This window comes from Pseudolactococcus raffinolactis NBRC 100932, from assembly GCF_001591765.1.
Classification (GTDB): domain Bacteria; phylum Bacillota; class Bacilli; order Lactobacillales; family Streptococcaceae; genus Pseudolactococcus; species Pseudolactococcus raffinolactis.
Window position 1 is genome coordinate 18,359 of record NZ_BCVN01000013.1, and the last position, 24,088, is coordinate 42,446.

Here is a 24,088-nt window from a genome sequence, read left to right on the forward strand (position 1 = left end):
ACAGTTTTACACGTTTTATTTTGCGCCTTCCCAAGCTGGGTAATCGTTTGTTTTTTCAATCAATTTCGCAATTTCTGGTGTTTGATAAGCTTTGACAATTTTCTTAAAGTCTTCTTTGTTTTTATCTTCTTTGCGAACAGCGATGATATTTTTGTAGAGATCACTTACTTTATCCAAGTGGTCAGTATCAATATAGATGGCTGATTTTTTAGGCGTTGTGTGTAGTTGGTCTGTCACATAGTTGGTATTGATGAAAGCTGCTGTCACATCTGGCAATGTTGCAACCAATTGATCTGCTTGAATTGGTTTGATCTCGATTTTAGTCTTGTAAGACTCGATATCTTTCACCTCAGGAGAATCAGGCGCATCTTTTTTGAGTTTGATGATATCAAGTGCTTCAAGCGCTTGAAGTGCACGACCGCCATTTGTTGGGTCATTTGGAATGGCAACTGTATCGCCATCTTTCAAGTCTTTTGGATCCTTAAGTTTTTCAGAATATAGACCAAATGGTGAAATCAAAGTATAACCAATATAAGTCAAATCTTTTTTGTTTTCTTTATTGTAGTTGTTCAAATAAGCCACATGTTGAAAGCTGTTCAAGTCAAGTGAGCCATCTGCAAGCGCTGGGTTTTCTTCTGTATAACCGCTAAATAATTTCACGTCAATTTTAATCTTATCAGCTTTCAATGAATCGCTGACTTTTTCCCAGATTTCTTTTTGTTGGTCACTTGCAACACCGACAACATAAGTTTTGACGCCATCTTTACTTGCGCCATCTTTTTTCGCACCACAGGCTGCGAGTGTTCCTATTGCAAAGACAGCGACAAGTCCTGTCAATACTTTTGTCCATTTTTTCATGTATCATTCCTCCAAAATTTGTTATTCAATTAGTTAACTAAAACTAGTATAACACTAACTTAGACATCTTCGTCTTACCAAATTTTTATAACAGACTTCAATTTTTTCTATATCAAATCTCTAAATAATTTCTCTTTATGGTTTGGATACTCTGAGTTAATCTGTCGGTTTCCAAGTTATTTAATGACGGTAAAACACGTTGCACAACACCATTTTCCAAAGTAAGTTCTGTTAATGTCGCATAATAACAGTTTTCTACTTCATCATAAGATGAAACTGGTAACAACTCTCTCGTGTCTGTTTTTAAAACACGAATGATGCGGGCTACGCTTGATGCAATGCCAAAAGCAGTATGATGTTTGGCTGCATAAATCTCCCAGCCTGTGCCTGTTGCTTGTTTTTCAATATCAGGCGTCACATTGAGGGCAACTTGGCTTTCCCCATGCTCGCCAATGACCAGGACATCTTCGCGTCCTGCTCTGTTCTTCAAACGATTGGTATCAATCAAAGTCCCACTTCCGATGACCTTTGCTTTATCAAAGCCAGTCAAATTAGCAAAGTAGAGGGCGATCACATCACAGGGGTTGGTGATAGAGATGACGAGGCCAGAAAAACCAGAGGCCTGTAATTTTGGGGCAATTGCCGCGACAATCTTCGAGGTCACGCGCAATTCCGCCAGGCGATCTGTTGCCGTTTCCAAGACGGTAATATCTCCTGCACAGAAAACGACGAGCGCTGCATCTACAAGTGCAGCATAGTCATTTTTCACTAGCTTAACGTCATGATCCAGATTTTTCACCGCATCGGATAACTCCAGATACTCCGCCTGAACCTTTGCTTCGTTGGTATCAATCAAGATTAGCGTCTCAGCTAACCCTTGCAAACAAAGCGTATAGGCTAGCGTTGCGCCAACATGACCCATTCCGATAATGCCTATTTTCATCTTATTTCCCCACTTTCATTCTATGCGCTCTAATATGCTCAATAATAGCGCTTGCATTTACCTTAGTATCATGATAAACTAATGATGTAAAAAATACAAACACAAGGGGTACCGCAAACGCGGTTGAGATTTACCCTCAGAACCTGATGCGGTTAATACCGCCGTAGGGATGTGTCAATTTGATGAAATGATCGAATGACTTCTGATGACCCCTCCTTGTGAAACTATAAGGAGATTTTTTTATGTCACAAACTCAAGTTTTCAGCATTCGCACCTTGGCTGAGGTAGCGATTGTCGCTGCGCTAGCTATGGCGCTCTCGCTCATCCCACTCCAAGTGGCCTGGTTCGAAATCAGCTTAGGGACGACGCTCATCGTCTTGATTTCACTCCGTCATGGGACACTGGTTGGTCTGATGACCGGCCTCATCTGGGGCTTGCTTCATTTCGCCCTCGGTACAGCTTACTTTCTCAGTGTGCCACAAGTCCTGATTGAGTACGTCCTAGCCTTCACTTTTGCAGGATTCGCAGGATTGGTACAGAAGCCTTTTGCCAAAACAGGTAAGAATCGCTATCTCATTTTCGCAGTTCTCATTGCTGCCTTTGCCAAATACTTTTGGCACTTTGTAGCCGGTGTTATCTTCTGGAGTGACTATGCTTGGAAAGGTTGGGGAGCGGTCAGCTACTCCTTGATCATTAACGGCGTCAGTGGTCTTTTGACAGCACTTGCTGCGATCATTATCCTCATTGCTGTTAAGAAAGCCTATCCTAAATTATTCAACTTCTAATCGAAAAGCGCTGCTCAGGCGCTTTTTTTATAGGCTTTTTTGTTATAATGGAAAGATACAAACTAAATTTAAGGTGGTAAACCATAACATGTCATGGATTATTAGACTCATTAAAGGTGTTGTCATAGCACTTGGCTTCATCTTACCTGGTGTTTCAGGTGGTGTCCTCGCAGCTATTTTAGGCATTTACGAACGGATGCTGTCCTTCCTCGCCCATATTCGCCGAAATTTCAAGGCAGATTTTCTTTATTTCCTACCTGTTGGAATCGGTGGGATTCTAGGGATTGGTCTGCTGTCTCGCCCGCTTGAATTTTTACTAGCTCACTACCAAGTCATCGTCCTTTGGGGCTTTGCTGGAGCTATCGTTGGGAGCTTACCTGCCCTTTGGCAGGAAGCTGAAAGCCGTTCTAAACGTGATAAGGTTGACTGGACTTGGTTGATTGGCACTTTTGTCATTAGCTTGATCATTTTATATACCTTACCCTATATCTTTGGAACTCTCCCTGCTAATTTTGCAACCTTTATCCTTGCAGGTGCATTGATCGCCTTGGGTGTCTTAGTGCCTGGCCTTTCGCCATCCAACCTACTCTTAATTCTAGGGCTTTACTCACCGATGTTGACGGGCTTCAAAAACTTTGATTTGGTCAATGTTTTCCTCCCGATTGCAATCGGCGGTATCCTTGCCATGCTGCTTTTTGCCAAAACCATGGAGCATCTCCTCGAGACTCAACATTCACGGGTCTTTCATTTCATTTTAGGAATTGTCGCCGCCTCTACCGTCCTCATCCTCGTGCCAAATCACCAGAGTGCTGAAAGTATCAGCTATGCCGGAAGTGGCGTACTGACTTTCGTGCTAGCAGCCATTTTCACAGTCCTCGGGCTGTGGTTAGGCCTATGGATGAGCCGACTTGAGGAGCGTTATAAATGAAAAAAGGAAAGTTGAAGAAAACTCTGGTCGAACAGATCTTGGATAAGGCAGGAATCGTGCATGAGCCACTTGCCTTAAATGCTTTAAAAGACGAGCTGCCGGATGGGATTTCTAAAGCGGATATTTATAAGACTTTAGCCTTGACCGGTAATAACGGGCCAGTGATCGGGATTCTCCCACTGACACAACATTTGTCCGAGAAGAAGCTGGCTAAAGTTTCTGGCAATAAAAAAGTCAGCATGATTGCTCAGAAAGACTTACAGAAAACGACTGGTTATATCCACGGCGCTAACAACCCTGTCGGTATTCACCAAAAGCACGCTTTCCCGATTTTTATTGATGAGGTTGCATTGAGCAAGTCATTCATGATCGTTTCTGCCGGTGAAGTCGGGCGGAGTATTCGGATTCAGCCACAAGTTTTAGCTGACTTTGTTCATGCAAGTTTTGTGGACATTTCAGAGTGAAGGCCAAGCCTTTTGACAAATGTTTTGAGGATTGCTATAATGACAATAGAAAACGAACATGTGCTGATTACACATGCTCCCAGTAGAACCGTTTAAGACGGTAGGCTGGTTTAAGTTGAGAATAACTGTCTAACCTGCTAAAGTTAAAAGACAGTTATTTTTTCTTGTCATTTTTATCCAGTTTCACAACCAAAGCGATCAATTCGATGGTATATAAATCAAAATCAATGATGATTTGAATCGCTTCAAACGCTGACAAATAGGCATCTCCTCTCCATAGATTTGCGTGCTTACTTGCATAAGCATCACCTCCATTCAAAGATAGCCACCATCTTAACTTTTCTACACTTTAATTGTCACATAAATAAGATTACGATACAAGCGCTAACATCCGTCAACTGTCATTGCCGACTTGTCAAATGACAGTTATTATTGTATACTTGAAAAATAGTTTAAGTTTACATTAAAATCTACTCTCCCATTATAGAAAGGAAGATGTCTCAAATGCTCATCATTTTTGGACATCAAACAACAAGCTATGACAAACAACAAAGTTCAACGTTTGGCGATTATCGCCATTTCGACTGCCTTCCTCGCAGTCGCAAGCCAATTGACTATTCCACTACCACTTGTCCCACTAACCCTTCAAACCCTTGCTGTTGGCATTATCGCTACACTCCTTAAACCTTTAGACAGCATTTTAGCGATCTGCCTTTATCTCGTTCTTGGCGCGATTGGTGTCCCTGTTTTTGCCGGTGGTGCTGCTGGTTTTGGTGTCATCCTTGGACCAACAGGTGGCTTCTTGATTGGCTTCTTGCTCCAATCCCAACAAGTTTCACTATTGGGTCAAACAGCTTTCATGGTGAAAAGCACACGAGGCAAACTCATTTTATATAGTGCTGCGAACATCATAGGCGCTGCTTGGTGTTTAGCTTTAGGAACAATCTGGCTATCACTCGTTGCTCGCCTATCCCTTCAAGTTGCCTTCAAATCTGGTTTCTTACCTTTCATCATCCCTGGACTTGTTAAAGCAATATTAGCAGCCTTTATCGGTTATGCCCTCCGTCGTGCCTTGAAAACCAATACCTATTTTGCGACTGCAACACCTGATAAATCATCAGATACTAAAGAACAAGCTTAAGTTCATTTTTCGTCAAATCCGTCATCGAGTTGTATTTTCAGATTAAAAAAGTTAAAATAGTCATATGCTTATGAAACTATTGATTACGCTTTATCCAATCTTAATATTTACAGTTGTTGCGATCTTTTTTAACTTTTTTCGAATCCGAAAACATCTGCCTTTGAATGTTCCCGATGTCGTGACTTTCTTCTTGATTTTTGGGCTCCATTATTTTTCACGCCAGGTGACACATGTCAGTATCCTACCTTACTACTTACTGCTTATTTCAGCCATGGCCCTCATCTTGCTCTTACTCGATTTATTTTATTACCGAGAGTTTCGGGCTAAAAAGTTCCTCTATTTTTTCTGGCGAGCGACCTTTTTTATCACCTTACTTCTCTATATTTGTATGGTTTTCATCATCTTTACATCTTAAAAATGGGACTGGAGCAAAATCTACTAAACTATAAGCTATGAACGTTTTTGGATGCCAATCAAAATCGCTCATAGCCTATTTTTGTATCACTTTTTTATAAATTATAAAGTAGATTGCTCAATCGTAAGCAACAATACAAAATTCGGTTAAAAAAACGATTGATTTGATAACAAATCGGTATTCTTTCTAGGAAACAATACCAAATTGGTCACATTAGTTTTCCTGTGATATTGAGATTGCTTTGAACTTGAGCATGAATAGTCGGACGTAATAAAAAAACAGCCTGTTAATCCAAGATTTTGATTAACAGGCTGCTTTTTTTCATTTCCGAGAAATTTTATCTCTGGCACGTTTTTTATTTCTTGAGTTCATCCACTAACTTTTGGAATTCTTCATTGGTTAAGGTGATGCCTTTACCCATTTTTGTATAATCTGGTGACCATTGACGGAGGTCAAATTTTGCTGGTGCACCATTCCAAGAAACGCGGGTCAACTCTTTTTTCCACCCTTTTTCGTTTTCTGACAGAACAATCAAGTGTTCTTCTATTTCAAATTTAAATTCACTCATCAGTTATTTCTCTCCTTTGTTTTAGCCTCTATCTTATTATACGAAATCTCGGACAATTTATCTCAAAATATGGTATAATTTTTTTATGAAAAATATATTTAAGGGGATTCGTAACTTCTTTTCTGGAAAATTTACGCATCAAAAACAGGATGATCATGCGGTTAATCTTGAAGTGCTAGCCAATCTCGAACTTGCCCACTCCTTTAATCACGCCGTATATCTTCATTTTAATGAAAAAAATGGTACCCTTGTTAGTTTCATAGGTAGCATTTCAAGTATTACCGAACGACAAGTTGTCGTCAAAGATCTAAAATCCAATCAAATTAGGATTATTTTCTTGAGTAAAATCAAAAAAGTGACTTTTGTGCCAGAGAATGTCAAAAAATCCATCATAGATAAGAAAAACGCTTAGAACTTAGGATTCTAGGCGTTTTATTTCGACTCCAGTCTGTGCTTTAACAGCATCAATGGCATGATGATAGCGGCTGAGATACCCGCCCTGATCACGGCCATCGCCTGTATCATCTAACATGACAACTTTTGCCATTAAGTCAAACTCAGCTAACTGACGCATTAACTCGTCATGAAAAGCTTGCCTGGATGCTTCCCAGGCCATATTGCGAAAGCCATCATTAACATAGGTTGTAATTGGCGGAATGACCAAAATCAAATCCATCTGCTCATTTTGAATGGTTTGTTGGAACAGAGGCTCCAGTTGTTCCTGCGCCGCCGTACTCAGATAGAGTTTAGCATAAACACGCGTGACAATGGCATCCGTGTCTAGAAAGACAATGCCTTGGTTTGCCGGTGAATTAATCTCGTGCGAATTTGCATCATACTGACCCGTAATCAAGCGGGCATAGTCATCCATCCCTAACTCATCATCATCAAGATTCGCCTGCTCTTCATAAATTCTCGCGTATTCTTCAGAAAATGGGGCGTTGATGGAGCGCGCCAACCTGCGGACGAGAGTAGATTTACCTGTTGAGGCCGAGCCCATGATGGTGACAACTTTTGAAAATTGTCGACGAAAAACTCGGTTAATCTCCTGCCAGTAAGCTTGTGGGTTTTGCCGGATCATGGTGGCTGAAATCTGGATGTCCCTGCGATCAGCAATCTCGACAGCATAGCTGTTCCCATCATTTTGAGGGAAACGTTTGTTTAGCTCAGTGACATACTCCGCTTCACCCACGTAGAAAGTGACTGACAGATTTTCTGACGTGGTGTTGGCACGAATCAAATCAAAAAGACGATTTGACCACTCATCCCAGCCGTGTGGCATTTCAGGAATACCATTTTCATCAAGTTTTGCGACTTTAATCGCAGGCTCGTCATTGAAAGCTTCTCGCAAATAGCGAAAACGCTTCTCCAAATGAAGACCAATTTGCGAGCCACGATCTCCGTCATAGCCTGAGACAATCAATAAAACACCCTCATTTTGAGCGGCCGTTTTATAGATCTGCTGCTGATGACCAGTGTGTAATGGCGCGAAGGTACCAAAATAAACCCCGATTTTCTTTCCGTTTAATTTGCCTTTTGAGATGTTGTTTGTAATCATATCTGCTCTTTTTTAGTGATATATTTTAAATTTATCCGTTGCTAATTTGGTTTGAAAAAGTTGGCGTAACTCTTCTGGTGTGCCTTGTGTAAAATCAGATTTTGGAAGTAAGTAGGCAGTTAGATTTGAGTTATACAAATAAAAGCTGTCTTTGGTTTCATAGACGTTGAAAAAAATATCATAGCTGAATTCTATCGTACCATTTTGCAATTCTCCCGATGTTTCAATGTTTATCCTCTCATCATCAAAAGAAAAAATATCTATCGCATCCGCAGCCATAGGATTATTTTGGGGAAAATTTTTGACCATACGACTGATACTGACAATATAAATAGACAACATCAATGCCGCCGCGATAATATCTGTCACAATAGCTTGTATGAGTGAACCTATATCAGTAGAAAATACCCCAAGTATCAGGCATGCAAACATAGGACAAATACTATTCTGTTTATTTTACGATTGTGATATCTGACCCCGAACCAGCAAAAACGTCGGTAAATCGCTGGGGTAATGTGGGTTTTTACCTCTATCATCTTTATGCCTCATTTAGATCATTTTACGCTCTAACCGTTTTAGCTGTCCCATTTTTTTCATATAAATTAATCAAGCCTGAGCCGTTTTTACGGATCATGTCACCTGGCTCTACTATTGTTGGCACAGTCATGGTCAAGAGTTCCATTGGGTTTGGTGCGCGGTCGATGCGCTCACCCTCTTCATTTTTAAGGTCTTTGACTGTGGCAGTGAAATGGCGAAAACCTGGACCGTAAAATTCGATTTCGTCACCTTCTGTGATCACATTACGTTGACGGACGGTTGCGGTCATGGTCTGACCATCAAAAGCAACAACTTCACCGACAAATTTATATTGTGGAATTTTCCGGCGAGCGCCAAATAACTGCTCATTTTCACTTGGTGTTTGATAGTAAAAACCTGTCGCCAATTCGCGTTGGGCAACTTTCCAAAGCTCATCCACCAAGGCTGGTTTGATAGTTTCAAAGGCTTCTGGACTTTCCAAGTAAGCATCAACTGCTTTTTTATAGACGTTGCTGACAGTTGAGACATAGTGAATAGACTTCATCCGACCTTCGATTTTAAAGGAGTTGACCCCATTTTCAATCAAATCTGGTACGTGTTCAATCATGCTCATATCAACCGCACTCATTGAGAAATCTTCAGGGATTTCACCTTGAACTGAACGGCGCTCAGCCCCAAATGGCATATCATAGAGGTCGTATTTCCAGCGGCAAGACTGTGAACAGCCGCCACGGTTGGCATCCCGATGACTCATGTAGTTTGAAAGTACGCAGCGACCAGAGTAGGAAATACACATGGCACCGTGGACAAAGGCTTCGATTTCTACATCTGTATGTTTACGAATTTCTGCCAGTTCCACCATTGAAACTTCACGCGCCAAAACGACACGTTCCAGTCCGAGATTTTTCCAAAATTCTAATGTTTCATAGTTGGTTGCACTGGCCTGTGTTGACAGATGGATCGGCAAACCTGGCGCTTCGCTAGCTGCGATAGCAATCAGTGCTGGATCACTGACGATAACAGCTGAAATCCCCAAATCACGCAGGGTGCGAAACCACTCGCCTGCACCGACTTCATTACCTTCATGCGTGACCATATTGGCTGCGACATAGACTTTTGCGTCATGTGCTTTGGCAAAAGCGACGCCTTCTCGCATTTCATCAAAGCTGAAATTTCCAGCTCTCGAACGTAACCCATAGGCATCACCGCCGATATAGACAGCATCTGCCCCATAACTAATGGCAACCTTTAATTTTTCTAATGTCCCGGCAGGTGCCAATACCTCAGGACGTGTGAGTTGTTTGTGTGACATTAAATGTTTCTCCTATTTTCAAGATAGTGAGTAAGTTGAAAAGATCTCAATGCTCATTTTTTATTGTCATAAATCAGGAACAAATAAGACCAAAACTGTTACTTTAACTTCATCATTATACCATAAATCTAAGTGAGGTGTGGGTCAAAACTGGGAGGGTGACTATTGATACCATTTCAGGTCAACAAAAAACATCTGGTATTTCTCGCAAGATGTTTTGAGTTTATGTCACTAATCGTTTACTGAATATCATCTGGATCTAGGTCATAGAAACCATGTCCCAAGGTCCGGCCCGTTGGATGGAGGCGACGGATTTCTTCGTCGAGGGCAAAGGCTTGAATGGGTGTCAGCTCACTTTCCTCCAGCAATTTTCTCGCTTGAACAAAGCATTCAGCGATCTTGACAAAGGTATCGCCTGGTGTGTAGATACCGTCTAATTTCCAGTGGGTGTAGTTAAGGTCAGAAAAGGTAGCGAGTTCGCTCATCATGTCAACATCGTCAGAGGCGAAAATGTGCGTCCCATGGCTGTCTTCGTAGATCGAATAATGCGTGGCTTCGTCCTTGGGCTCGCTCAAGAATAAATTGCGTTCCTTAGATTTTTCTTCATCAGTTTTGATAAAGTTGTAGTAATTTTCCAGAAGTGGCCGTTTAGATTGATGAATGATCGTTGCGCCATAGACCAAAATTTCACCGAAGATGTTGAGGTTTGATGCCATTTTGATCAACTCTTCTTTGGGTAATTCACGTGATAAAACAGCACCAATCGCGCCTTGTTGCCCCCAGAAATTGACTTGACGACTGCTGGTCACCATGGTCGAGGCATCATAGATGTAAGGAAGTTGATACTTATCTCGGTTTAAGACGAAAATCACACCAGTATCGCCAACTGCGATTTGATCGACTTTGATTTCTTGTAAAAAATCAAGATAAGACTTGATGGTTGCCATTTTTTCAGGGTGCATGATGGCATTGACCGCCACTGTCACTTGTGCACCTGCGTCGTGCGCCAATTCAGTGAGTTCACGGATTTCATCCCAGGTAAAAGCGTGAGGCAGTCGAAGGCCATAGTCGCTTTCTCCGATATAGAGGCTATCAATCCCCAAATCGAGTAAGGCTTTGGCTTGTACTAGATTTTCTGCTGTTGCTGTGATCTTAATTTTCTTAGTCATACCTATTATTATATCAATAAAAGACATTTTCGTCTGTCATTTTTTCATCTAAATTAATGCTAATAAGCCTTCTATATTTTTAAATAATCAGAATTTTTATAAATAACACAACATCGTAACCAAAACGTAATATTTTAATTGAATTGTAAAGTCTATTTTTGATTTTGCATGGTATTATAAGAAAGTACGATAAGGGAGACAGTATGGAAGCACCTAAATACGATGAGGATTTAACTTACTGGCAAGCGCCTACGCGTGAGTATTACAGAGAAGAAAAGGCATCTGATGATATGATGATGGCTGAAAGATTTAACGAGATTGCCTTTTTCTTCAATATTGCTGTTTTTTCAATCTTCATGATTTTGAGTTGTGCCATCCTGTCGGCATTCATGTCGACTTTCCTGAGCGTATGCTTATCGATTGCATTATCCTTCACTATGTTACAAGTTTCAAAAAAAGCAATCAAAACCTTTCTACGGATTATAAAAAAATAAGCCTTCTGGCTTATTTTTTTGCTTTATAAACCAATTTGAACAGTCTAAATTTCTTAACTTAACAAAAAAAGCCTCAGTAAACTGAGACTTTTGATATGATTTATATGGCTTATTTAACGAAGTCCAAAAGTGCCAAGAAGCTTTCAGCTTCAAGTGATGCACCACCAACAAGGGCACCATCAACGTTTTCTTTGCTCATGTACTCAGCAACGTTTTCAGGTTTAACTGAACCACCGTATTGGATACGAACAGCTTCAGAAACGTTTTTACCGTAAAGTTTTTCAACTGTTGCACGAACAACGCCACAAGTTTCATCAGCAGTGTTAGCATCAGCTGATTTACCAGTACCGATCGCCCAGATTGGTTCGTAAGCGATGACAAGGTTAGAAACTTGTTCAGGTGTAAGATCTTTCAAAGCTGCAGTGATTTGACCTTCTACCCATTCAGCTGTTTTGCCAGCTTCGTAAGTTTCAAGTGTTTCACCACAACAGATGATTGGTGTCACGCCGTTTGCGATGATTGCTTTTGCTTTTTTGTTGATGTCTTCATCAGTTTCGTGGAAGTATTCACGACGTTCAGAGTGACCGATGATGATGTATTCGATACCAAGATCAGCAATTGCTGCTGGTGAGTTTTCACCAGTGAAAGCACCTGCATTTTCGAAGTAAGAATTTTGTGCAGCCAATTGGATGACATCATCTTTCAAGTTGTAAGCAAGTGGTGCAAGGAACAATGCTGGGCTACCGATAACAGTATCCACAAGGTCAGCAGATGGTGCTTTTCCTTTAACTGCTTCAGCGAAAGCTTGTGCTTCAGCCAAAGTTTTATTCATTTTCCAGTTACCAGCGATAATCGGTTTACGTGACATGAGTCCACCTCTAAAATTTTATTATTTGGAACTATACTTGACTTGTGTCAAGATAAAATCCATGCACTATTATTTTAACACAAAAAGCGATAATATTCACAATAAAGTGCAAAATGCCCGAAAATATCCTGAAAATTTACCAAAAAATCTCGCCAGCAACGAGATTTTTTGCTTGTTCTCATTTTACAAGGCTTCTACAGCCTTTTTTATCGCTGTTACTAACTTGATATCTTCTAGTCCCGTAACAGATTTGATCACGTCAGTCAGGTCATCTGTCGCCAAACGTTTTTGGAGTTCAACCGCTTGAGCATCCGTCTCATCTCTATATTTGAAGATTTTAGCGACGGTTGATAAATGAGTCGCAAAGGACAAATTTCGGTCATTTAATTCTCGGATGGGCCGAATGAAACGCTCATTATAGCCTAGTTTGCGAATGGGTGTCCGGGCAACCCGTGAGATATCATCAGACAAGTGCGGGTTAACGAAACGACCCCGAATCTTCTCGTGATAAGCGACCAACTCAGCTTCGTCGAACAGGTCCCACTTGGCCAACAAAAGGTCACGCGTTTCTTTTTGTGTTGCCACAAGCGCAGTCATCACGCGCTCGTCCTGCAAAGCCGCATCTATCGTGGCATGACCATAGTAAAAACCGTTATAGGCCACCGTGGCATGACCGGTATTCACTGAGAACAGCTTACGCTCGATAAATGGCTCCAGATCTGTCGCATAGTGAACACCTGTCAAATGAATCAGAGTATTTCGGATTTGACTTTGGTCTATAACCCATTCGCTAAAAGGTTCCACGACAACGAACAATGGATCAGCATGGGTTTGACCGGGTACGATGCGGTCAACAGCAGCATTTGGAAACCCAATATAAGTTTCGGCGTATGCTTTATTTTCTTCTGTCAGAAAAGTATCTACCTTCGTTTTCAAAAATTCAGACCCGCCGATCATATTTTCACAGGCGATAAAGTCCAGAGGTGCCATGATCTTAGCAGCTTGACGAGCTTGAATGCCTTTGGCGATAAGTTCTGCGATAAAAGGTAGGATATTAGGCCCGATAGCCGTCGTCACGATATTGGCATGCTTAATAGCTTCGATGACTGCTTGAGGTTGTTTGGCGTTGTTGAGACCTGACACATGGTTGATTGGCATCCGTGTCGCAGCATCTTCTGCTAGCTCAATTTCGTAACTCCCTCTTTCATTCAAGGCATCGATAATTGTCTCATTGACATCGACAAAAACGACTTCAAAATCATTATTGTGTAGAATTTCTCCTATAAACCCACGGCCAATGTTTCCTGCGCCAAAATGTACTGCTTTTTTCATGATATATCCCCTTCTTTTTGTGATTAATTTCACAAGTAAAATTTAAATAAAACAACTTTCCAGTGACTCTAAAGTTGCCATATTTTCAACTTAATGCCGATTCATATACGACTTAAACTTCTACTGAGTTGAGCAAGTCTGCGATTTCTTCTACTGCCTTGGCATCCGCTAGTTTAACGACATTATCGACATCAGCACAAAAAATTGAAATTTTTTGAATCAAGTCCAGATGCTCATTACCAACACCTGCAATCCCAAAAAGTACCGTTGCGATTTTAGGATCTAACGCATCTCCAAAATTCACACCACGCGGGACTTGCACGATGGTAATGCCTGTTTTTATGACTTCTTTTTTAGCGGCATCCGTCCCATGTGGAATCGCGATGAAGTTCCCCATATAGACTGAAAGTTCCCGATTACGTTCTAACATAGCTGGCACGTAGTCTGATGTGACATAACCACCCGCTAACAGTTGTTCCCCACAAAATGTGATGGCCTCTTCTTGTGTTTCAAAAGCTTGGCCTAGTTTGATTAAATTCGTTTGTATCTCCATTTTCACCACCTCTTTCACTTTTGTTTCCCTCTTGATACCTTAATTGTAACCGCTTCCGAAACGGGCGTAAATAAAAGCCTTGTCACAAAAACTTGTGCCAAGACTTCATTTCTATTTAAGATGATTTATCAGTCTTCCGACGTGTACTTAGTGAAACTTTCTCCGATAATTTTACTGAGGAGTTCGTAGATGATGTCGTAATTACCTGAGCTATAAATAGTGGTGTAAAGTGTGTTTTCGATGATGGAACTTGAAATTTTCCCCAAAATATAATTATAGATTTCATCGATTGACTGAGGTGCTGTCAGAAACAAAATCCGATTGGCTGACATCGGTTCTTTATCCATCCCTACTACTTCAATTTCTTGTGTTAAATCAAAGATTTTAAATTCGGGACGTGGTACAACTTGGGAAATGCCATGAATCAAAGCCAGATTTGTCTTAGGAATCCCAAAAGCGGTCCTTTTGAAGCGTTCTAATAGATCCCAATCAATTAAATTATCGGCACGCATGAGGTCATAAATCGTTTCATTAAAATCCGCAATATTAGTCAACTCAGAGATACTGAAATTCTGTAAAATAACCTGACTTTTCAAAAAGAAATCTTGAAAATCAAGTGGATTTTCAACCGTTGTTTCTGTTTGCGGGCGTGGTGTTCGATTAACCCTAAGCTTACGAATCTCTTGAGTGATTTCTGATATATTGGACAGGGCGATACTTGGACTAATCTGGATAAATGTCTCAGCCGAGTAATCATCGTTGTCATCTTCGATCTTTTCAGTCGTAAAAACAATGTCAAAATGTGTCAAATCTTCCTGTCCCATCTGGCTGACCTGAATAATTTTAACTGATGTGATAAAAGGAAACTGCGTTTGTAAATTACGCGCTAGAAAAGCCATTGATACACGCCCACGACTGGTAATCAGAAGTGCCGTCATCGGAAAAACACGGCTAGACCGCTCAAGTGTCGCTAAAAAATGTAAGGCGATGAGGGCAACTTCATGTTTAGAGAATTTCTTGTCGAAAACGTCATCCAAACTGCGACTGATGACTTTGAACAGTGCGGGATGTTCTCCTTGCACACTCACAACCAAATCATTTTTATCATCGGAGAAAAGTTGCGGCAAAGTAAAGCTACTGCGCAAATGTGTGTTCAACAAGGTAAAAATCTTTTCATCTCGACTAAAATTCAGACCTGTGGTCACCCCAACTGTTTCAATAAACTGACGGACTTTATAAGAAAAACTGGTATCATACTTTTCGTTAAAAAGGAAATTCCCCCCTTTATCAAAATGCAAGACGTCTACCATGTGAGACAAATACATGATTTCAGGAAGATTAACTCTAAAATTTGGTAAGTTTTGGACAATTTTGGTCACAAAATCTAACGCTTTTTTCGAAGGTCTAAAGTGATAATGATTTTCAATTAAATGGTTCTGCCCAAGTCGCTCTAAAGTCACAATGAAAAATAGTCGTAAAATGCCTTGGGTGCGATCCGAAATATTGTTAATTTTAGAACGCTCAAAAGCTGTGGTCACACTGTCAAAATAAGCCTGTTGAAAGAGCTGTACCATTTTATTCTCTTGATAGATGGTTGCACTGAAATTAAAAATATCACGTGTTGATAAGTTGCTAACAAGACAGGATACGAGGAGTGTTCGTTTGCTATACTCGCTCGCAATGACTTCTAACCCGCCCTCCCGAACAAGACCATTGCCTGCAAAGGTGAGATTTTATTCGATGATTTTAAGATCTCCTGTAGCGGTGGGCTGGCTGATGGCAAAGCGATTCATAAAGTCCGCTAGTTTAGCCTGCTCGAAAATCAGCAAAATCAGTTCCATAAAGTGGCGTTCGTTTTGGCTGTATTCTTCGACCACGCGTTTATCAGTGAGATTGCTCAGTTCACCTTTTAAGGTATAGTATTGATCTATTTTGATCAAGTTGACCTGGTATTTGGGCAGAAAATCTTGTAAATTTTGTAAGTCTCGGTAAAGCGTTCTGCGACTCACACCGACAACATCAAGCAAGTCAGCAATACTGACCTGTCCCTTCTTGACAATTTCATCGATGATCTGCTGTTCGCGTTTCGTGACAAGCATGACGCCTCCTTTAATGTCTGAAATAGTGGTTAAAAACGATAGCCTAGACGGATCAATCTAGACCACAAAAACCCGGCTTGCGGGCTTTGTGTTTTAAAATTTTCTGACTATTTCTGCATTCGTGCTACCATTCTATCATACTCAGGTGTGGTTATCAAACTGTCAACACTGAGATGTTGGGCATTGGGTGCATGATGCTGAGCGATTTCGGTATTATCTTTTATCGTCACAACAACAATATTTGGTGCATTGTAAGCAGCCAGTGCCAAAAACTCAACATCTGAAACTGGAATCTTCACATTATGATTTCTGAAAATGGCTTGAATCGTTTCTTGCCCCATGGTGGCGCTGCCGACAGAAGCTGCATCGTGAGCAAAGACGACCTCATCAATCAGGTTCAAGTCAATTTCACCAACCTCTTCAATGACAGCTTTTTCTGCAAGTGCAGAGGCTACTGCATTTCTTCCGGTCAAGCTAGCAATAATTTCATCATATTTCGGTGAATTTAGGAAATTAGATACCGCAACGCGTGTTGAACTAGGTGCCATTTGAGTAGCACGTGCTGCCAGCTCTTCTTGTGTCACGACAAGTGTGTCGGCTGCATCAGACAAATTAGCAATCGCACGATTAGTCACATCAATGCTGAGACCAGCTTTTTTGACCTTATCCCGAAGAATTGACGCTCCCATGGCAGATGAGCCCATGCCTGCATCGCAGGCAAAGATGATATGCTTGATATCGCCGATATTTGCTAGTGTTGCAACGGCAGATGATGTTTGCGCTTGGCCTTTGGCAACAGCTTTATTCGCTGCAAGGTCAGCTTGTGCAGTTTCGAGTGCTGAATCGTCTACCATTGATTTATCGTTTTTAAGAATAACAGCAGCAACTAAAAATGAAACAGCTGCAGCAGCAAGAACGCCAAGGAAAACAGTCACGTGTGGCCAGATCCCTTTTGGTGCCATGGCTTCAATGGCGATGATTGATCCAGGTGATGCAGGTGATGTCAACGCTGAACCAAGGATTGAATTGGTGAAAGTCCCTGTCACACCACCTGCAATTACTGCAAGGAAAAGCGCTGGTTTCATCATGACATATGGGAAATATATTTCATGAATCCCACCCAAGAAATGGATGATGATAGCACCAGGCGCCGTTGCTTTAGCTGATCCTTTACCAAAGAACATAAAGGCTAGCAAGAGACCAAGACCTGGGCCAGGGTTTGCTTCTAGTAAGAATAGAATTGATTTACCAGTCGCAGCGACCTGTTCTGTTCCGATTGGGGTTAAGATACCATGGTTAATGGCATTATTCAAGAAAAGTATTTTAGCTGGTTCAATAAAGATATTAGCAAGTGGTAAGAGATGGGCATTGATTATCGTCTCAACGCCTTTAGCCATGACATGTGTCAAAGCCTCAACGATTGGCCCAATCAAAGTATAGCCAAATAGTGCTAAAATGAACCCTAGGATACCTGCTGAGAAGTTATTCACTAGCATTTCAAAGCCGGCTTTGATTTTAGGTTGGACTGTTTGGTCAAATTTTTTCATCAACCAACCAGCAAGTGGTCCCATAGCCATGGCCCCGATAAACATAGGGATGTCGGTTCCGACGATAACACCCATGGCTGCAATCGCCCCAACGACACCACCACGCCCATCGCCATAGATGTTTCTACCACCTGTATAGGCGATTAATAATGGTAAAAGATACGTGAGCATAGGACCGACTAGCTCGGCAAAGTTTTTATTAGGTAGATAACCCGTTGGAATAAAAAGTGCTGTGATGATCCCCCAAGCGATAAACCCACCTATATTTGGCATGACCATGCCTGAGAGTGCCGTCCCCAAACGCTGGACTGCAACTTTTAAGTTGAATTGTGACTCGTTCATAATATTCTCCTTGTGCGTAAACACGATATTTAAGTCTGATGCTGAAACAAACGAACATGTTCAATAAAAAAATAGCATTTTGTTTCAGGTATCGGTTACTTACACATTTATTGTAACCGTTTACAAGTTTTAGGTAAATAAAAGTCTTGACACAATAATCTGTGTCAAGACTTATAACCTTGTAAAATTTGAACGTGAATCGTTGCTTTTTTTGGCGGGTTTTTAGCAATTTCTAGCTTGTCTGTCTCAGAAATTCGCCATTCTAAGGGACTCATGGATAAAAAATCTTGTCGCTGTTGTTCTGGCAAGTCAAATTCATAGTGGATTTCCTTTTGCGTAAAGTCTGGGAAATTTTCTGAAAATTTTGCTAGAACATCACCATTATCGTAATCTACGGGTAAACCAAAAGCTGAGCGCAGTTCCTGTAGATAATAACGGTCTGGGATGACCTTAATCACCTGACCACCATGTGACAAAACGCGATCGAACTCTCGATAGTTAGACGGTGTGAAGATGTTCAGCACAGTCGCCATACTTTGATCGGCAAAGGGAAGGTTGGTCAGATCCGACAGGCTAAAGAAGGCCTGCAACTCGGTCAAATCCGTGGCCATGTTGACACCGTCTAGGGCGATGTCGAAACCGAATTTATGGCCAGAGACGTCCAGCAGCTCTAGAAAACTCCCCTCGCCACTGCCGACATCGAGCAGATTGCCAGGTGTGAGCTGATGCTGAATGGCGTTTAGGACGGGTGCGTACATGCCGGCTTGGATCAGATTGCGACGTGGTTCAAACATCTTGCGCGTGTAGTGGGTGGTATCTGGTTTGATCGTCAGGAAATTCACCACGCCTTTTTTGCTGAGATTGTAGGTGTGGCGATTGTCACAGATTAGGGCGTATCCATCTAGTCGAAAAGAGGTGTGACACAGGGGACATCTTAGTAGATCTATATTTTGCGCCAAATATTGGGCGGCTTTATCAATTTTCTTTAACATATTCTTTTCTAGTATATTCCAATCGTTTCATTAATTTATCACGAAGTAATGGTAGTGTATGAGACAGCATCAGGATTTCCGGACTAACCGTCTCAATGATATCTCCAAGTTTAAAGTGCTGAACTTCATAGGTAATAAAAGTACGAAATTGATCAACTGATGTCCAGTCTACCTCTGGAAAGGCGGCTTTTGTTTCCTCTGATATGTCATCTAAATTATAGGCGATATGCTCCAGAAATACCAGATAGTCAATATCTATCTTTTGCCCCTGTGTTTTTTTAACTAGCTGAATATGGTCTAGCATCAAATTTGCCATATATAAATCAGCCTTCAAATAATTATACAACTAAAAACACCTTTTCTTTTCACTATACTTTCTTCTTATAATATTATAGCATACGATAACTTTTCTTTAACCCTAGAATAAATACGATATCGTTAGAAAAAGACTACCCATATGAGTTAGCCTTTTCCTTTTTATTTTTTAGTAAGGTTCGATACTATGATACCTTTACATTTCGTGTTTAAATGTTTTTTTATTTGCTTTATGCTTAATTCTTGTCAAAATCCCTACCAAAGAAACGATTAAACTCAAGAAGAAACCTATAGCGATCTGAGTTTCTCCTGTCATTGGCAGTGGCCGTCTTGGGTAGCCATCTGTTGATGGTAACTTAGGCTTATCTTCAAAATGAACAGTTTGGCCTTTATCATTAATATCTCTATGTGCTGCAACTTCCTTATCAGCAACCGTTTCTTTTAGCAATTCAAAAACAACAACATCTTTGTTAGCCAAATGAGTTGCATCTAGGGTGAAATCCAAACCAATACTACCCTTAGTTGTCACAGGCGTGAAAGACTTAGTTACCAAGACATCGTGACCAGTCACATCTTTCAAAGGCTGACCCGTTGCTTTATTCATTAAAGTACCAGTTAAAGTGTACTGTCTATCTGTAAAGAGATTTTCATAAGCTACTTCATCATGAACGGTGACTTCTTTTTCTAGAGAAAGTTGTTTATCCCCGTCCTCTGCATCTGTTGCAGTTGTTCCAATTTTAGGAGGGTTTAACCGATTTAAGATTTCTCCCAAAACAACTTTATTACCGTTTGCATCTTTCTGATAGAGATCCACTGCCACTACAGAATCATTGTTTGTATCTGCTACTCTAAAATAGTAGTGTGTCGTGTCTAGAGCAAAATTTTCACCTGCGTTGCTTTCTTGGAAATAATATTCTCCTGCAGGTAATTTTTGATTGAGCTCGATCAGACCAGCCGCATTTGTCGTATAGTGTCTGATTAAGCTATTAGGTTTTAGAATAACTCCTAGACCTTGATTCGGTAAAAGTGGATTTCTTCCTTTTGGATAACCCATAATCGGGTCATTATTATAAAGACCAAATGTTTTATTCGCACCTGGTTGTTTGCCAATCACAGGTTTATTATCGCTATCAAGGCCTGTGACGAGCTCCTCTAATTTTGGCAGAACGACTTTCACTGTTTGGCGATTATTATCAAATCTGTCAACCATTCCTGGTGTCCCAATATAGTCTTTGCCATTAAATGAAATTGACACAGGAATTTTCACATTTGAATCAAAGTATTGTCCAGCTGGTGCTTTCCTTTCAACGAGATAATAATCCCCAACATAGAGCGTACTTGTTGTCTGTGCCACACCAAGGGCATCTGTAGAAACGGTTGCTACTTTAGTGTCTTTACTGAATCTAGTCCCATCTGGTGCGACACGAATTGTTTTGCCATCTGCCTCAGTTATGTCCTTGTCAACGTAAACATCAAATGTTGCACCTTCCCAACCTCTAATATGGTTCCAGATGAAATTCCAATTTCCTTCTTCGCCTTCAATCCCCATCAAACTTTCAAAATATTTGGTTAATTGGATATATGATTTAGCAGGCTTATCATTAAATTGAACGGTGACAACAGGTACTTTATTGCCACCAATTGTTTCATGGACAATCGTACTTTCATCAACTGAAAAAACTAAGTCATTTAGGTTTATTTCGTAATTTTCAGGTGCAGTTACTTCTGATATACGGTATCTATTCTTACCATAGGTCAATTCTTTCTGTAAGAAAATTTCTCCGCTAGCATCCGTTTTGAAGGTCGTCGTTAATTGAGCAGTATTTTCTGGATCAACTTGTGTCACGTATTTGCCTTCTTGGATATCCCAAATTTTAAATTGAACACCTGCTAAAGGTATTTTCTTACCTGTTTCGGCATCCTTCTTCTCCAAACGGAGCTTGGCTTTAATAAGTGGATCTTCCACATTTATTACATTGGGCATAAGTATTGGTTTAGGCATGGCATTAATGTCTGACTGACTATAATCCGCTTCATGATAGATATACCCTGTGACACTGTCTACTATTTTGACATGAACATTCGCACCATCATCAGTCATTGTGATGTCAATTGGATTGATATCGTAATAGCCTTCTTTACCTTTGGTTTCTGTTAACGTATAGTTACCATAAGGCATGTCAAAAGAAAAATAACCTTCTTGTTTGTCATAAGTTGCAGTTACCGTTTTTTGAACAGGTGCATTTGTACCAGCTTTCGGTGTCAAGGTAAACTCTATCCCGTTGGCATTATTTTGATTCATCACAGTTTCATTCTGTGCTTTCTCAAGTTCTTTTTTCCCTCTTATTTTGAGTTTGATAACTTTTTCTTGACTCGTTGTCTGCGAAACAACGACAGATGTGTTTTGATCTGCATAAGCCAAATTGACTGGATGTTTCGTTGTATCTATCTGCATGCCTTCCGGCGCTTCTATCTCTTGCCAATAGTAGTCACCCAAAGCAAGATGTCCGACACCAACTTTATAACGATCATCAGTATCTTTGGATGTTTCAAGAACTATAGAATCATCAGTCGTTGTCACCTTTGTCCCATTGAGCAATGTTGGCGCAAATTTTGCATGCCAGAGGACTTTTGTTCCATCTGCATAATAAAGACTATACTTTGCACCTTTTAAACTTGCTTTCCCTTGGGGAATACTACCATTCTCATCATCAACTTTATTTAAAATTGTATTGCCAAAAACTTCTGTATCTGTTACTGACTGATTAACATCAAATACTGATGTGGTTTGATCTGTTGATTTAAGTTCAACTTTATAAACTGTCGGATCAATCAAAAAACCGTTTGGTGCCTTTGTTTCTTTGACATAATAAGTACCTAGGAGCAACTCACTAGAAACCGCATGCTCATCGCTTGTAGTCGTTTTAGCTTAACAAGATTATTTCCCTTGTCTTTAGCTTGTATTGATGCATTCGCATCAGTATAAACTGTATACTCTGCACCAACTAGTGAATAGTTAGCATTAAATACCTTATCTCCTGCAAGCGAAGCATGCTTGGCTTGCTTGTCAATTGAAATTCTACCATACTGTTCATTATCTGGGTATTCTGTCATTACGACTGTATTGGTACCTGTCGAAGGTGGTAGTAAAACTTCTTTGATATCATCAGACAGTTTGTGTCCTTTAGGAGCGACAAGCTCTCGGATATAATAAGTTTTACCAGATACTAATTCGTTAGATTCTGGTGTCTCACCAGTTGCACCGGTTGTTAAAACTTGTAGAACATTCGCTTTATTTTGAGCATCTACTTTTGAAGCATAGATACCGAACTGCGCCCCTTGATAGGTTTACTCACCGTTGTACGGTGTTAATGTATCAACTCCCACTTTTTTAATCTTTAGCTTACCCGTTAGTACAACATCTGTACTAGTTGCACCAGATAAACTATCTCCGTTTGGCCCTTTTGTAACCATTGTTTGAGTAGACCCATCATAGTAGCGATAAAGTGCCGTGCTCGGGAATCTCGTCGTTTTTAGACTTGCAGAAACCTTTCCGTTTCCTGTCAAAGTTAATGGACCAAATGACGTACCAACATTTACAGTCTTGGTTTTACTACCATCAGCAAAAGTTGCTGGACCGCTAAGTGTTGCTGTAATTTGTTCTCGATCTGTCACATAATTCGTTGCTTTATTGCCTTGATTCCATACTCTATAAGAAAAATTAGCAACCGCTGTATTACCGACTTGCACAATCGGATTCACAACTAGACCATATGGTCCTTTATTTGCTTCTCCTAATGCATCTAGTTGTGCGTATAGCCCCGTCCTATCTTTTTCATTTGCATATATACCTGCAGCAGATAGTTTTTTAATACTATTATCTGTCTCCCAAGTATTGCTTTGATATAACTTATACTGATTATTATGATAGGTTATATCAGTACGAAACGGATTCATCTCAAGCTCTGAATCGTGTACAATGATGCCAAGAGCACCTGCACGTCTTGCTCTCAAATCTCCTTCAGGTGTTTCTCCAACATAATCCATAAGCCACGCCACTTTAGCAATACTTGTTAAATAAGTATCTTCTGGATTATAGTCAGAAAGCGTCACCGTGTTCATGTTTCCTCTATACTTACGAATACTTATTGTATCACCATCTTTAATCAGTTGGGCAGGTACATTCATATCCTGCGGATACTCTCCAATTGCTCTGCCAGACCACGTACAATATGAACGGGGATCATTGAGTGAACCAGAGTAATAAGCACCCAATGTGGTGCGTGTTGGTGCCACACTTGAGCGATCATATCGAATCCCGTCATATAAGATTTCTTTTCCAACTCCTTTAGTCGTGTTCCCCGAATAAAAATCCGCTTGTGTATTACCAGCAGAATCACCAAAATCTCCTAGGGACGTAGTATTATTCGTTTCAGCCACTACCTTTGATAGCGGACCTACTAAAGCCAACATCAAATTGAACAAAATAGTAACGAGCATTACCCCGTTGATTACCTTGTTCTTGTAATTATACATTTTTAACATTTTTCCCCTCTCGCTGAATGCGGTAGTGTTGTCAGTTTTCAGAGCACAATCGTTAAATTTGTAATGCGTTGTAAATTAACTTTTTCTCAAGCACACAACAAAGCAAGCGCTTTCAACTTTGTCTTGTTACTTAAGATAAAACAAATTAATTTCTAATAGGCAAATTTACATTTTTATTGAAGATACTGGATTGATACTGATAACCTTGTTATCTCACATGTTATATTTTATTTTTTATAACAATAGTCACATAACATGGATATTATAGCATAAAATCCAACTTTTTTCCTTTTTTTTTATAAAAAAAGTAATTTAAATGAAAA

The 24,088-nt window shown here is 40.4% G+C and carries 26 protein-coding genes, 1 pseudogene and 1 riboswitch; of the genes and pseudogenes, 7 read left to right on the top strand and 20 right to left on the bottom strand.

Annotated elements, in window-relative coordinates; all coding sequences use genetic code 11:
* Nucleotides 1-15: 15 nt before the first annotated feature.
* Together LRA01S_RS05530 and LRA01S_RS05535 are read right to left on the bottom strand one after the other, a co-directional pair.
* Complete coding sequence (locus tag LRA01S_RS05530; protein ID WP_061774619.1) at nt 16-858, bottom strand: MetQ/NlpA family ABC transporter substrate-binding protein; 843 nt, start codon at nt 856-858, stop codon at nt 16-18.
* Between the two features lie 112 nt (nt 859-970).
* Nucleotides 971-1,801, bottom strand: a complete 831-nt coding sequence (locus tag LRA01S_RS05535) for a lactate/malate family dehydrogenase (protein WP_061774620.1) — start codon at nt 1,799-1,801, stop codon at nt 971-973.
* Nucleotides 1,802-1,895: 94 nt separating this feature from the next.
* A riboswitch (TPP riboswitch) is annotated at nt 1,896-1,988 on the top strand.
* Between the two features lie 55 nt (nt 1,989-2,043).
* Between LRA01S_RS05535 and thiT the strand changes: the two genes are divergently transcribed.
* Genes thiT through LRA01S_RS05550 form a run of 3 tightly spaced genes read left to right on the top strand, consistent with a single transcriptional unit; the run spans nt 2,044 to nt 3,978 of the window.
* Complete coding sequence (thiT, locus tag LRA01S_RS05540; protein WP_061774621.1) at nt 2,044-2,586, top strand: energy-coupled thiamine transporter ThiT; 543 nt, start codon at nt 2,044-2,046, stop codon at nt 2,584-2,586.
* A gap of 55 nt (nt 2,587-2,641) precedes the next feature.
* Nucleotides 2,642-3,514: a DUF368 domain-containing protein gene (locus LRA01S_RS05545; RefSeq protein ID WP_278215114.1), complete on the top strand. Its 873-nt coding sequence runs from the start codon at nt 2,642-2,644 to the stop codon at nt 3,512-3,514.
* Nucleotides 3,511-3,978 (top strand): aminoacyl-tRNA deacylase, encoded by a 468-nt coding sequence (locus LRA01S_RS05550; protein WP_061774623.1) that lies wholly within the window; start codon nt 3,511-3,513, stop codon nt 3,976-3,978. The genes LRA01S_RS05545 and LRA01S_RS05550 overlap by 4 nt, the downstream gene beginning before the upstream one ends.
* A gap of 154 nt (nt 3,979-4,132) precedes the next feature.
* Here LRA01S_RS05550 and LRA01S_RS11275 read toward each other — a convergent pair whose 3' ends face one another.
* Entirely contained in the window at nt 4,133-4,297 is a 165-nt protein-coding gene (locus LRA01S_RS11275) for a putative holin-like toxin (RefSeq protein WP_082785400.1), read from the bottom strand.
* A gap of 219 nt (nt 4,298-4,516) precedes the next feature.
* On the opposite strand from LRA01S_RS11275, the gene LRA01S_RS05555 reads away from it, so the two are divergent.
* Together LRA01S_RS05555 and LRA01S_RS05560 are read left to right on the top strand one after the other, a co-directional pair.
* The gene (locus tag LRA01S_RS05555) at nt 4,517-5,119 is read left to right on the top strand and encodes a biotin transporter BioY (protein ID WP_138492092.1); all 603 of its coding nucleotides are present in this window, start codon (nt 4,517-4,519) and stop codon (nt 5,117-5,119) included.
* Between the two features lie 64 nt (nt 5,120-5,183).
* Nucleotides 5,184-5,534, top strand: coding sequence for a DUF3397 domain-containing protein (locus tag LRA01S_RS05560; RefSeq protein ID WP_061774625.1), 351 nt, complete (start codon nt 5,184-5,186; stop codon nt 5,532-5,534).
* A gap of 355 nt (nt 5,535-5,889) precedes the next feature.
* On the opposite strand, the gene LRA01S_RS05565 is transcribed toward LRA01S_RS05560, so the two are convergent.
* Nucleotides 5,890-6,102 carry a YdbC family protein gene (locus LRA01S_RS05565; protein WP_061774626.1) on the bottom strand — a complete coding sequence of 71 codons (213 nt, stop codon included), beginning with the start codon at nt 6,100-6,102 and terminating at the stop codon, nt 5,890-5,892.
* A gap of 85 nt (nt 6,103-6,187) precedes the next feature.
* Between LRA01S_RS05565 and LRA01S_RS05570 the strand changes: the two genes are divergently transcribed.
* Entirely contained in the window at nt 6,188-6,514 is a 327-nt protein-coding gene (locus LRA01S_RS05570) for a hypothetical protein (protein ID WP_061774627.1), read from the top strand.
* 3 nt (nt 6,515-6,517) lie between these two features.
* Here LRA01S_RS05570 and LRA01S_RS05575 read toward each other — a convergent pair whose 3' ends face one another.
* From LRA01S_RS05575 to LRA01S_RS05590, 4 genes are all read right to left on the bottom strand, one after another.
* Complete coding sequence (locus LRA01S_RS05575) at nt 6,518-7,660, bottom strand: nicotinamide-nucleotide adenylyltransferase (RefSeq protein WP_061774628.1); 1,143 nt, start codon at nt 7,658-7,660, stop codon at nt 6,518-6,520.
* A gap of 12 nt (nt 7,661-7,672) precedes the next feature.
* Entirely contained in the window at nt 7,673-8,029 is a 357-nt protein-coding gene (locus tag LRA01S_RS05580; protein WP_163604798.1) for a YcxB family protein, read from the bottom strand.
* A gap of 190 nt (nt 8,030-8,219) precedes the next feature.
* Nucleotides 8,220-9,509, bottom strand: coding sequence for a peptidase U32 family protein (locus LRA01S_RS05585; RefSeq protein ID WP_061774630.1), 1,290 nt, complete (start codon nt 9,507-9,509; stop codon nt 8,220-8,222).
* Nucleotides 9,510-9,748: 239 nt separating this feature from the next.
* A complete protein-coding gene (locus tag LRA01S_RS05590; RefSeq protein ID WP_061774631.1) occupies nt 9,749-10,678 on the bottom strand; it encodes a peptidase U32 family protein in 930 nt (309 codons plus the stop codon).
* A 203-nt stretch (nt 10,679-10,881) separates the two neighbouring features.
* Here LRA01S_RS05590 and LRA01S_RS05595 point away from each other — a divergent pair, with 203 nt between their 5' ends.
* The gene (locus LRA01S_RS05595) at nt 10,882-11,172 is read left to right on the top strand and encodes a DUF3270 family protein (protein ID WP_061774632.1); all 291 of its coding nucleotides are present in this window, start codon (nt 10,882-10,884) and stop codon (nt 11,170-11,172) included.
* A 109-nt stretch (nt 11,173-11,281) separates the two neighbouring features.
* On the opposite strand, the gene tpiA is transcribed toward LRA01S_RS05595, so the two are convergent.
* From tpiA to LRA01S_RS05650, 12 genes and pseudogenes are all read right to left on the bottom strand, one after another.
* Complete coding sequence (gene tpiA / locus LRA01S_RS05600; protein ID WP_061774633.1) at nt 11,282-12,040, bottom strand: triose-phosphate isomerase; 759 nt, start codon at nt 12,038-12,040, stop codon at nt 11,282-11,284.
* A 183-nt stretch (nt 12,041-12,223) separates the two neighbouring features.
* Nucleotides 12,224-13,372, bottom strand: coding sequence for a mannitol-1-phosphate 5-dehydrogenase (locus LRA01S_RS05605; RefSeq protein WP_061774634.1), 1,149 nt, complete (start codon nt 13,370-13,372; stop codon nt 12,224-12,226).
* 112 nt (nt 13,373-13,484) lie between these two features.
* A complete protein-coding gene (locus LRA01S_RS05610; RefSeq protein ID WP_061774635.1) occupies nt 13,485-13,925 on the bottom strand; it encodes a PTS mannitol transporter subunit IIA in 441 nt (146 codons plus the stop codon).
* 128 nt (nt 13,926-14,053) lie between these two features.
* Entirely contained in the window at nt 14,054-15,499 is a 1,446-nt protein-coding gene (locus tag LRA01S_RS05615) for a PRD domain-containing protein (RefSeq protein WP_061774636.1), read from the bottom strand.
* 159 nt (nt 15,500-15,658) lie between these two features.
* The gene (locus tag LRA01S_RS05620) at nt 15,659-16,024 is read right to left on the bottom strand and encodes a helix-turn-helix domain-containing protein (protein ID WP_061774637.1); all 366 of its coding nucleotides are present in this window, start codon (nt 16,022-16,024) and stop codon (nt 15,659-15,661) included.
* Between the two features lie 107 nt (nt 16,025-16,131).
* Nucleotides 16,132-17,913 carry a PTS mannitol transporter subunit IIBC gene (locus LRA01S_RS05625; RefSeq protein WP_061774638.1) on the bottom strand — a complete coding sequence of 594 codons (1,782 nt, stop codon included), beginning with the start codon at nt 17,911-17,913 and terminating at the stop codon, nt 16,132-16,134.
* A gap of 164 nt (nt 17,914-18,077) precedes the next feature.
* Complete coding sequence (locus LRA01S_RS05630) at nt 18,078-18,905, bottom strand: putative RNA methyltransferase (protein WP_061774639.1); 828 nt, start codon at nt 18,903-18,905, stop codon at nt 18,078-18,080.
* Nucleotides 18,889-19,251, bottom strand: a complete 363-nt coding sequence (locus LRA01S_RS05635) for a hypothetical protein (RefSeq protein WP_138492085.1) — start codon at nt 19,249-19,251, stop codon at nt 18,889-18,891. The genes LRA01S_RS05630 and LRA01S_RS05635 overlap by 17 nt, the downstream gene beginning before the upstream one ends.
* Nucleotides 19,252-19,416: 165 nt before the next feature.
* Nucleotides 19,417-22,107: a SpaA isopeptide-forming pilin-related protein gene (locus LRA01S_RS05640; RefSeq protein WP_061774641.1), complete on the bottom strand. Its 2,691-nt coding sequence runs from the start codon at nt 22,105-22,107 to the stop codon at nt 19,417-19,419.
* On the bottom strand, nt 22,098-22,334 hold the full coding sequence (locus LRA01S_RS11280; protein ID WP_061774642.1) for a hypothetical protein: 237 nt from the start codon (nt 22,332-22,334) through the stop codon (nt 22,098-22,100). The genes LRA01S_RS05640 and LRA01S_RS11280 overlap by 10 nt, the downstream gene beginning before the upstream one ends.
* A gap of 3 nt (nt 22,335-22,337) precedes the next feature.
* Nucleotides 22,338-22,550 (bottom strand): annotated as a pseudogene (locus tag LRA01S_RS11410) (SpaA isopeptide-forming pilin-related protein); the annotation flags it as partial.
* Nucleotides 22,551-22,568: 18 nt separating this feature from the next.
* On the bottom strand, nt 22,569-23,720 hold the full coding sequence (locus tag LRA01S_RS05650; RefSeq protein WP_144259884.1) for a hypothetical protein: 1,152 nt from the start codon (nt 23,718-23,720) through the stop codon (nt 22,569-22,571).
* Nucleotides 23,721-24,088: the final 368 nt, after the last annotated feature.

Bases quoted from the DNA above. Each gene is read 5' to 3' on its own strand.
- LRA01S_RS05605 (WP_061774634.1), bottom strand. From the start codon at position 13,372: ATGAAAAAAGCAGTACATTTTGGCGCAGGAAACATTGGCCGTGGGTTT.
- LRA01S_RS05590 (WP_061774631.1), bottom strand. From the start codon at position 10,678: ATGACTAAGAAAATTAAGATCACAGCAACAGCAGAAAATCTAGTACAA.
- LRA01S_RS05560 (WP_061774625.1), top strand. From the start codon at position 5,184: ATGCTTATGAAACTATTGATTACGCTTTATCCAATCTTAATATTTACA.
- LRA01S_RS05650 (WP_144259884.1), bottom strand. From the start codon at position 23,720: ATGCTCGTTACTATTTTGTTCAATTTGATGTTGGCTTTAGTAGGTCCG.
- LRA01S_RS05575 (WP_061774628.1), bottom strand. From the start codon at position 7,660: ATGATTACAAACAACATCTCAAAAGGCAAATTAAACGGAAAGAAAATC.
- LRA01S_RS05615 (WP_061774636.1), bottom strand. From the start codon at position 15,499: ATGGTACAGCTCTTTCAACAGGCTTATTTTGACAGTGTGACCACAGCT.
- LRA01S_RS05625 (WP_061774638.1), bottom strand. From the start codon at position 17,913: ATGAACGAGTCACAATTCAACTTAAAAGTTGCAGTCCAGCGTTTGGGG.
- LRA01S_RS05565 (WP_061774626.1), bottom strand. From the start codon at position 6,102: ATGAGTGAATTTAAATTTGAAATAGAAGAACACTTGATTGTTCTGTCA.
- LRA01S_RS05535 (WP_061774620.1), bottom strand. From the start codon at position 1,801: ATGAAAATAGGCATTATCGGAATGGGTCATGTTGGCGCAACGCTAGCC.
- tpiA (WP_061774633.1), bottom strand. From the start codon at position 12,040: ATGTCACGTAAACCGATTATCGCTGGTAACTGGAAAATGAATAAAACT.
- LRA01S_RS05630 (WP_061774639.1), bottom strand. From the start codon at position 18,905: ATGTTAAAGAAAATTGATAAAGCCGCCCAATATTTGGCGCAAAATATA.
- LRA01S_RS05595 (WP_061774632.1), top strand. From the start codon at position 10,882: ATGGAAGCACCTAAATACGATGAGGATTTAACTTACTGGCAAGCGCCT.
- thiT (WP_061774621.1), top strand. From the start codon at position 2,044: ATGTCACAAACTCAAGTTTTCAGCATTCGCACCTTGGCTGAGGTAGCG.
- LRA01S_RS05610 (WP_061774635.1), bottom strand. From the start codon at position 13,925: ATGGAGATACAAACGAATTTAATCAAACTAGGCCAAGCTTTTGAAACA.
- LRA01S_RS11280 (WP_061774642.1), bottom strand. From the start codon at position 22,334: ATGACAGAATACCCAGATAATGAACAGTATGGTAGAATTTCAATTGAC.
- LRA01S_RS05550 (WP_061774623.1), top strand. From the start codon at position 3,511: ATGAAAAAAGGAAAGTTGAAGAAAACTCTGGTCGAACAGATCTTGGAT.
- LRA01S_RS05530 (WP_061774619.1), bottom strand. From the start codon at position 858: ATGAAAAAATGGACAAAAGTATTGACAGGACTTGTCGCTGTCTTTGCA.
- LRA01S_RS05555 (WP_138492092.1), top strand. From the start codon at position 4,517: ATGACAAACAACAAAGTTCAACGTTTGGCGATTATCGCCATTTCGACT.
- LRA01S_RS05585 (WP_061774630.1), bottom strand. From the start codon at position 9,509: ATGTCACACAAACAACTCACACGTCCTGAGGTATTGGCACCTGCCGGG.
- LRA01S_RS05620 (WP_061774637.1), bottom strand. From the start codon at position 16,024: ATGCTTGTCACGAAACGCGAACAGCAGATCATCGATGAAATTGTCAAG.
- LRA01S_RS05570 (WP_061774627.1), top strand. From the start codon at position 6,188: ATGAAAAATATATTTAAGGGGATTCGTAACTTCTTTTCTGGAAAATTT.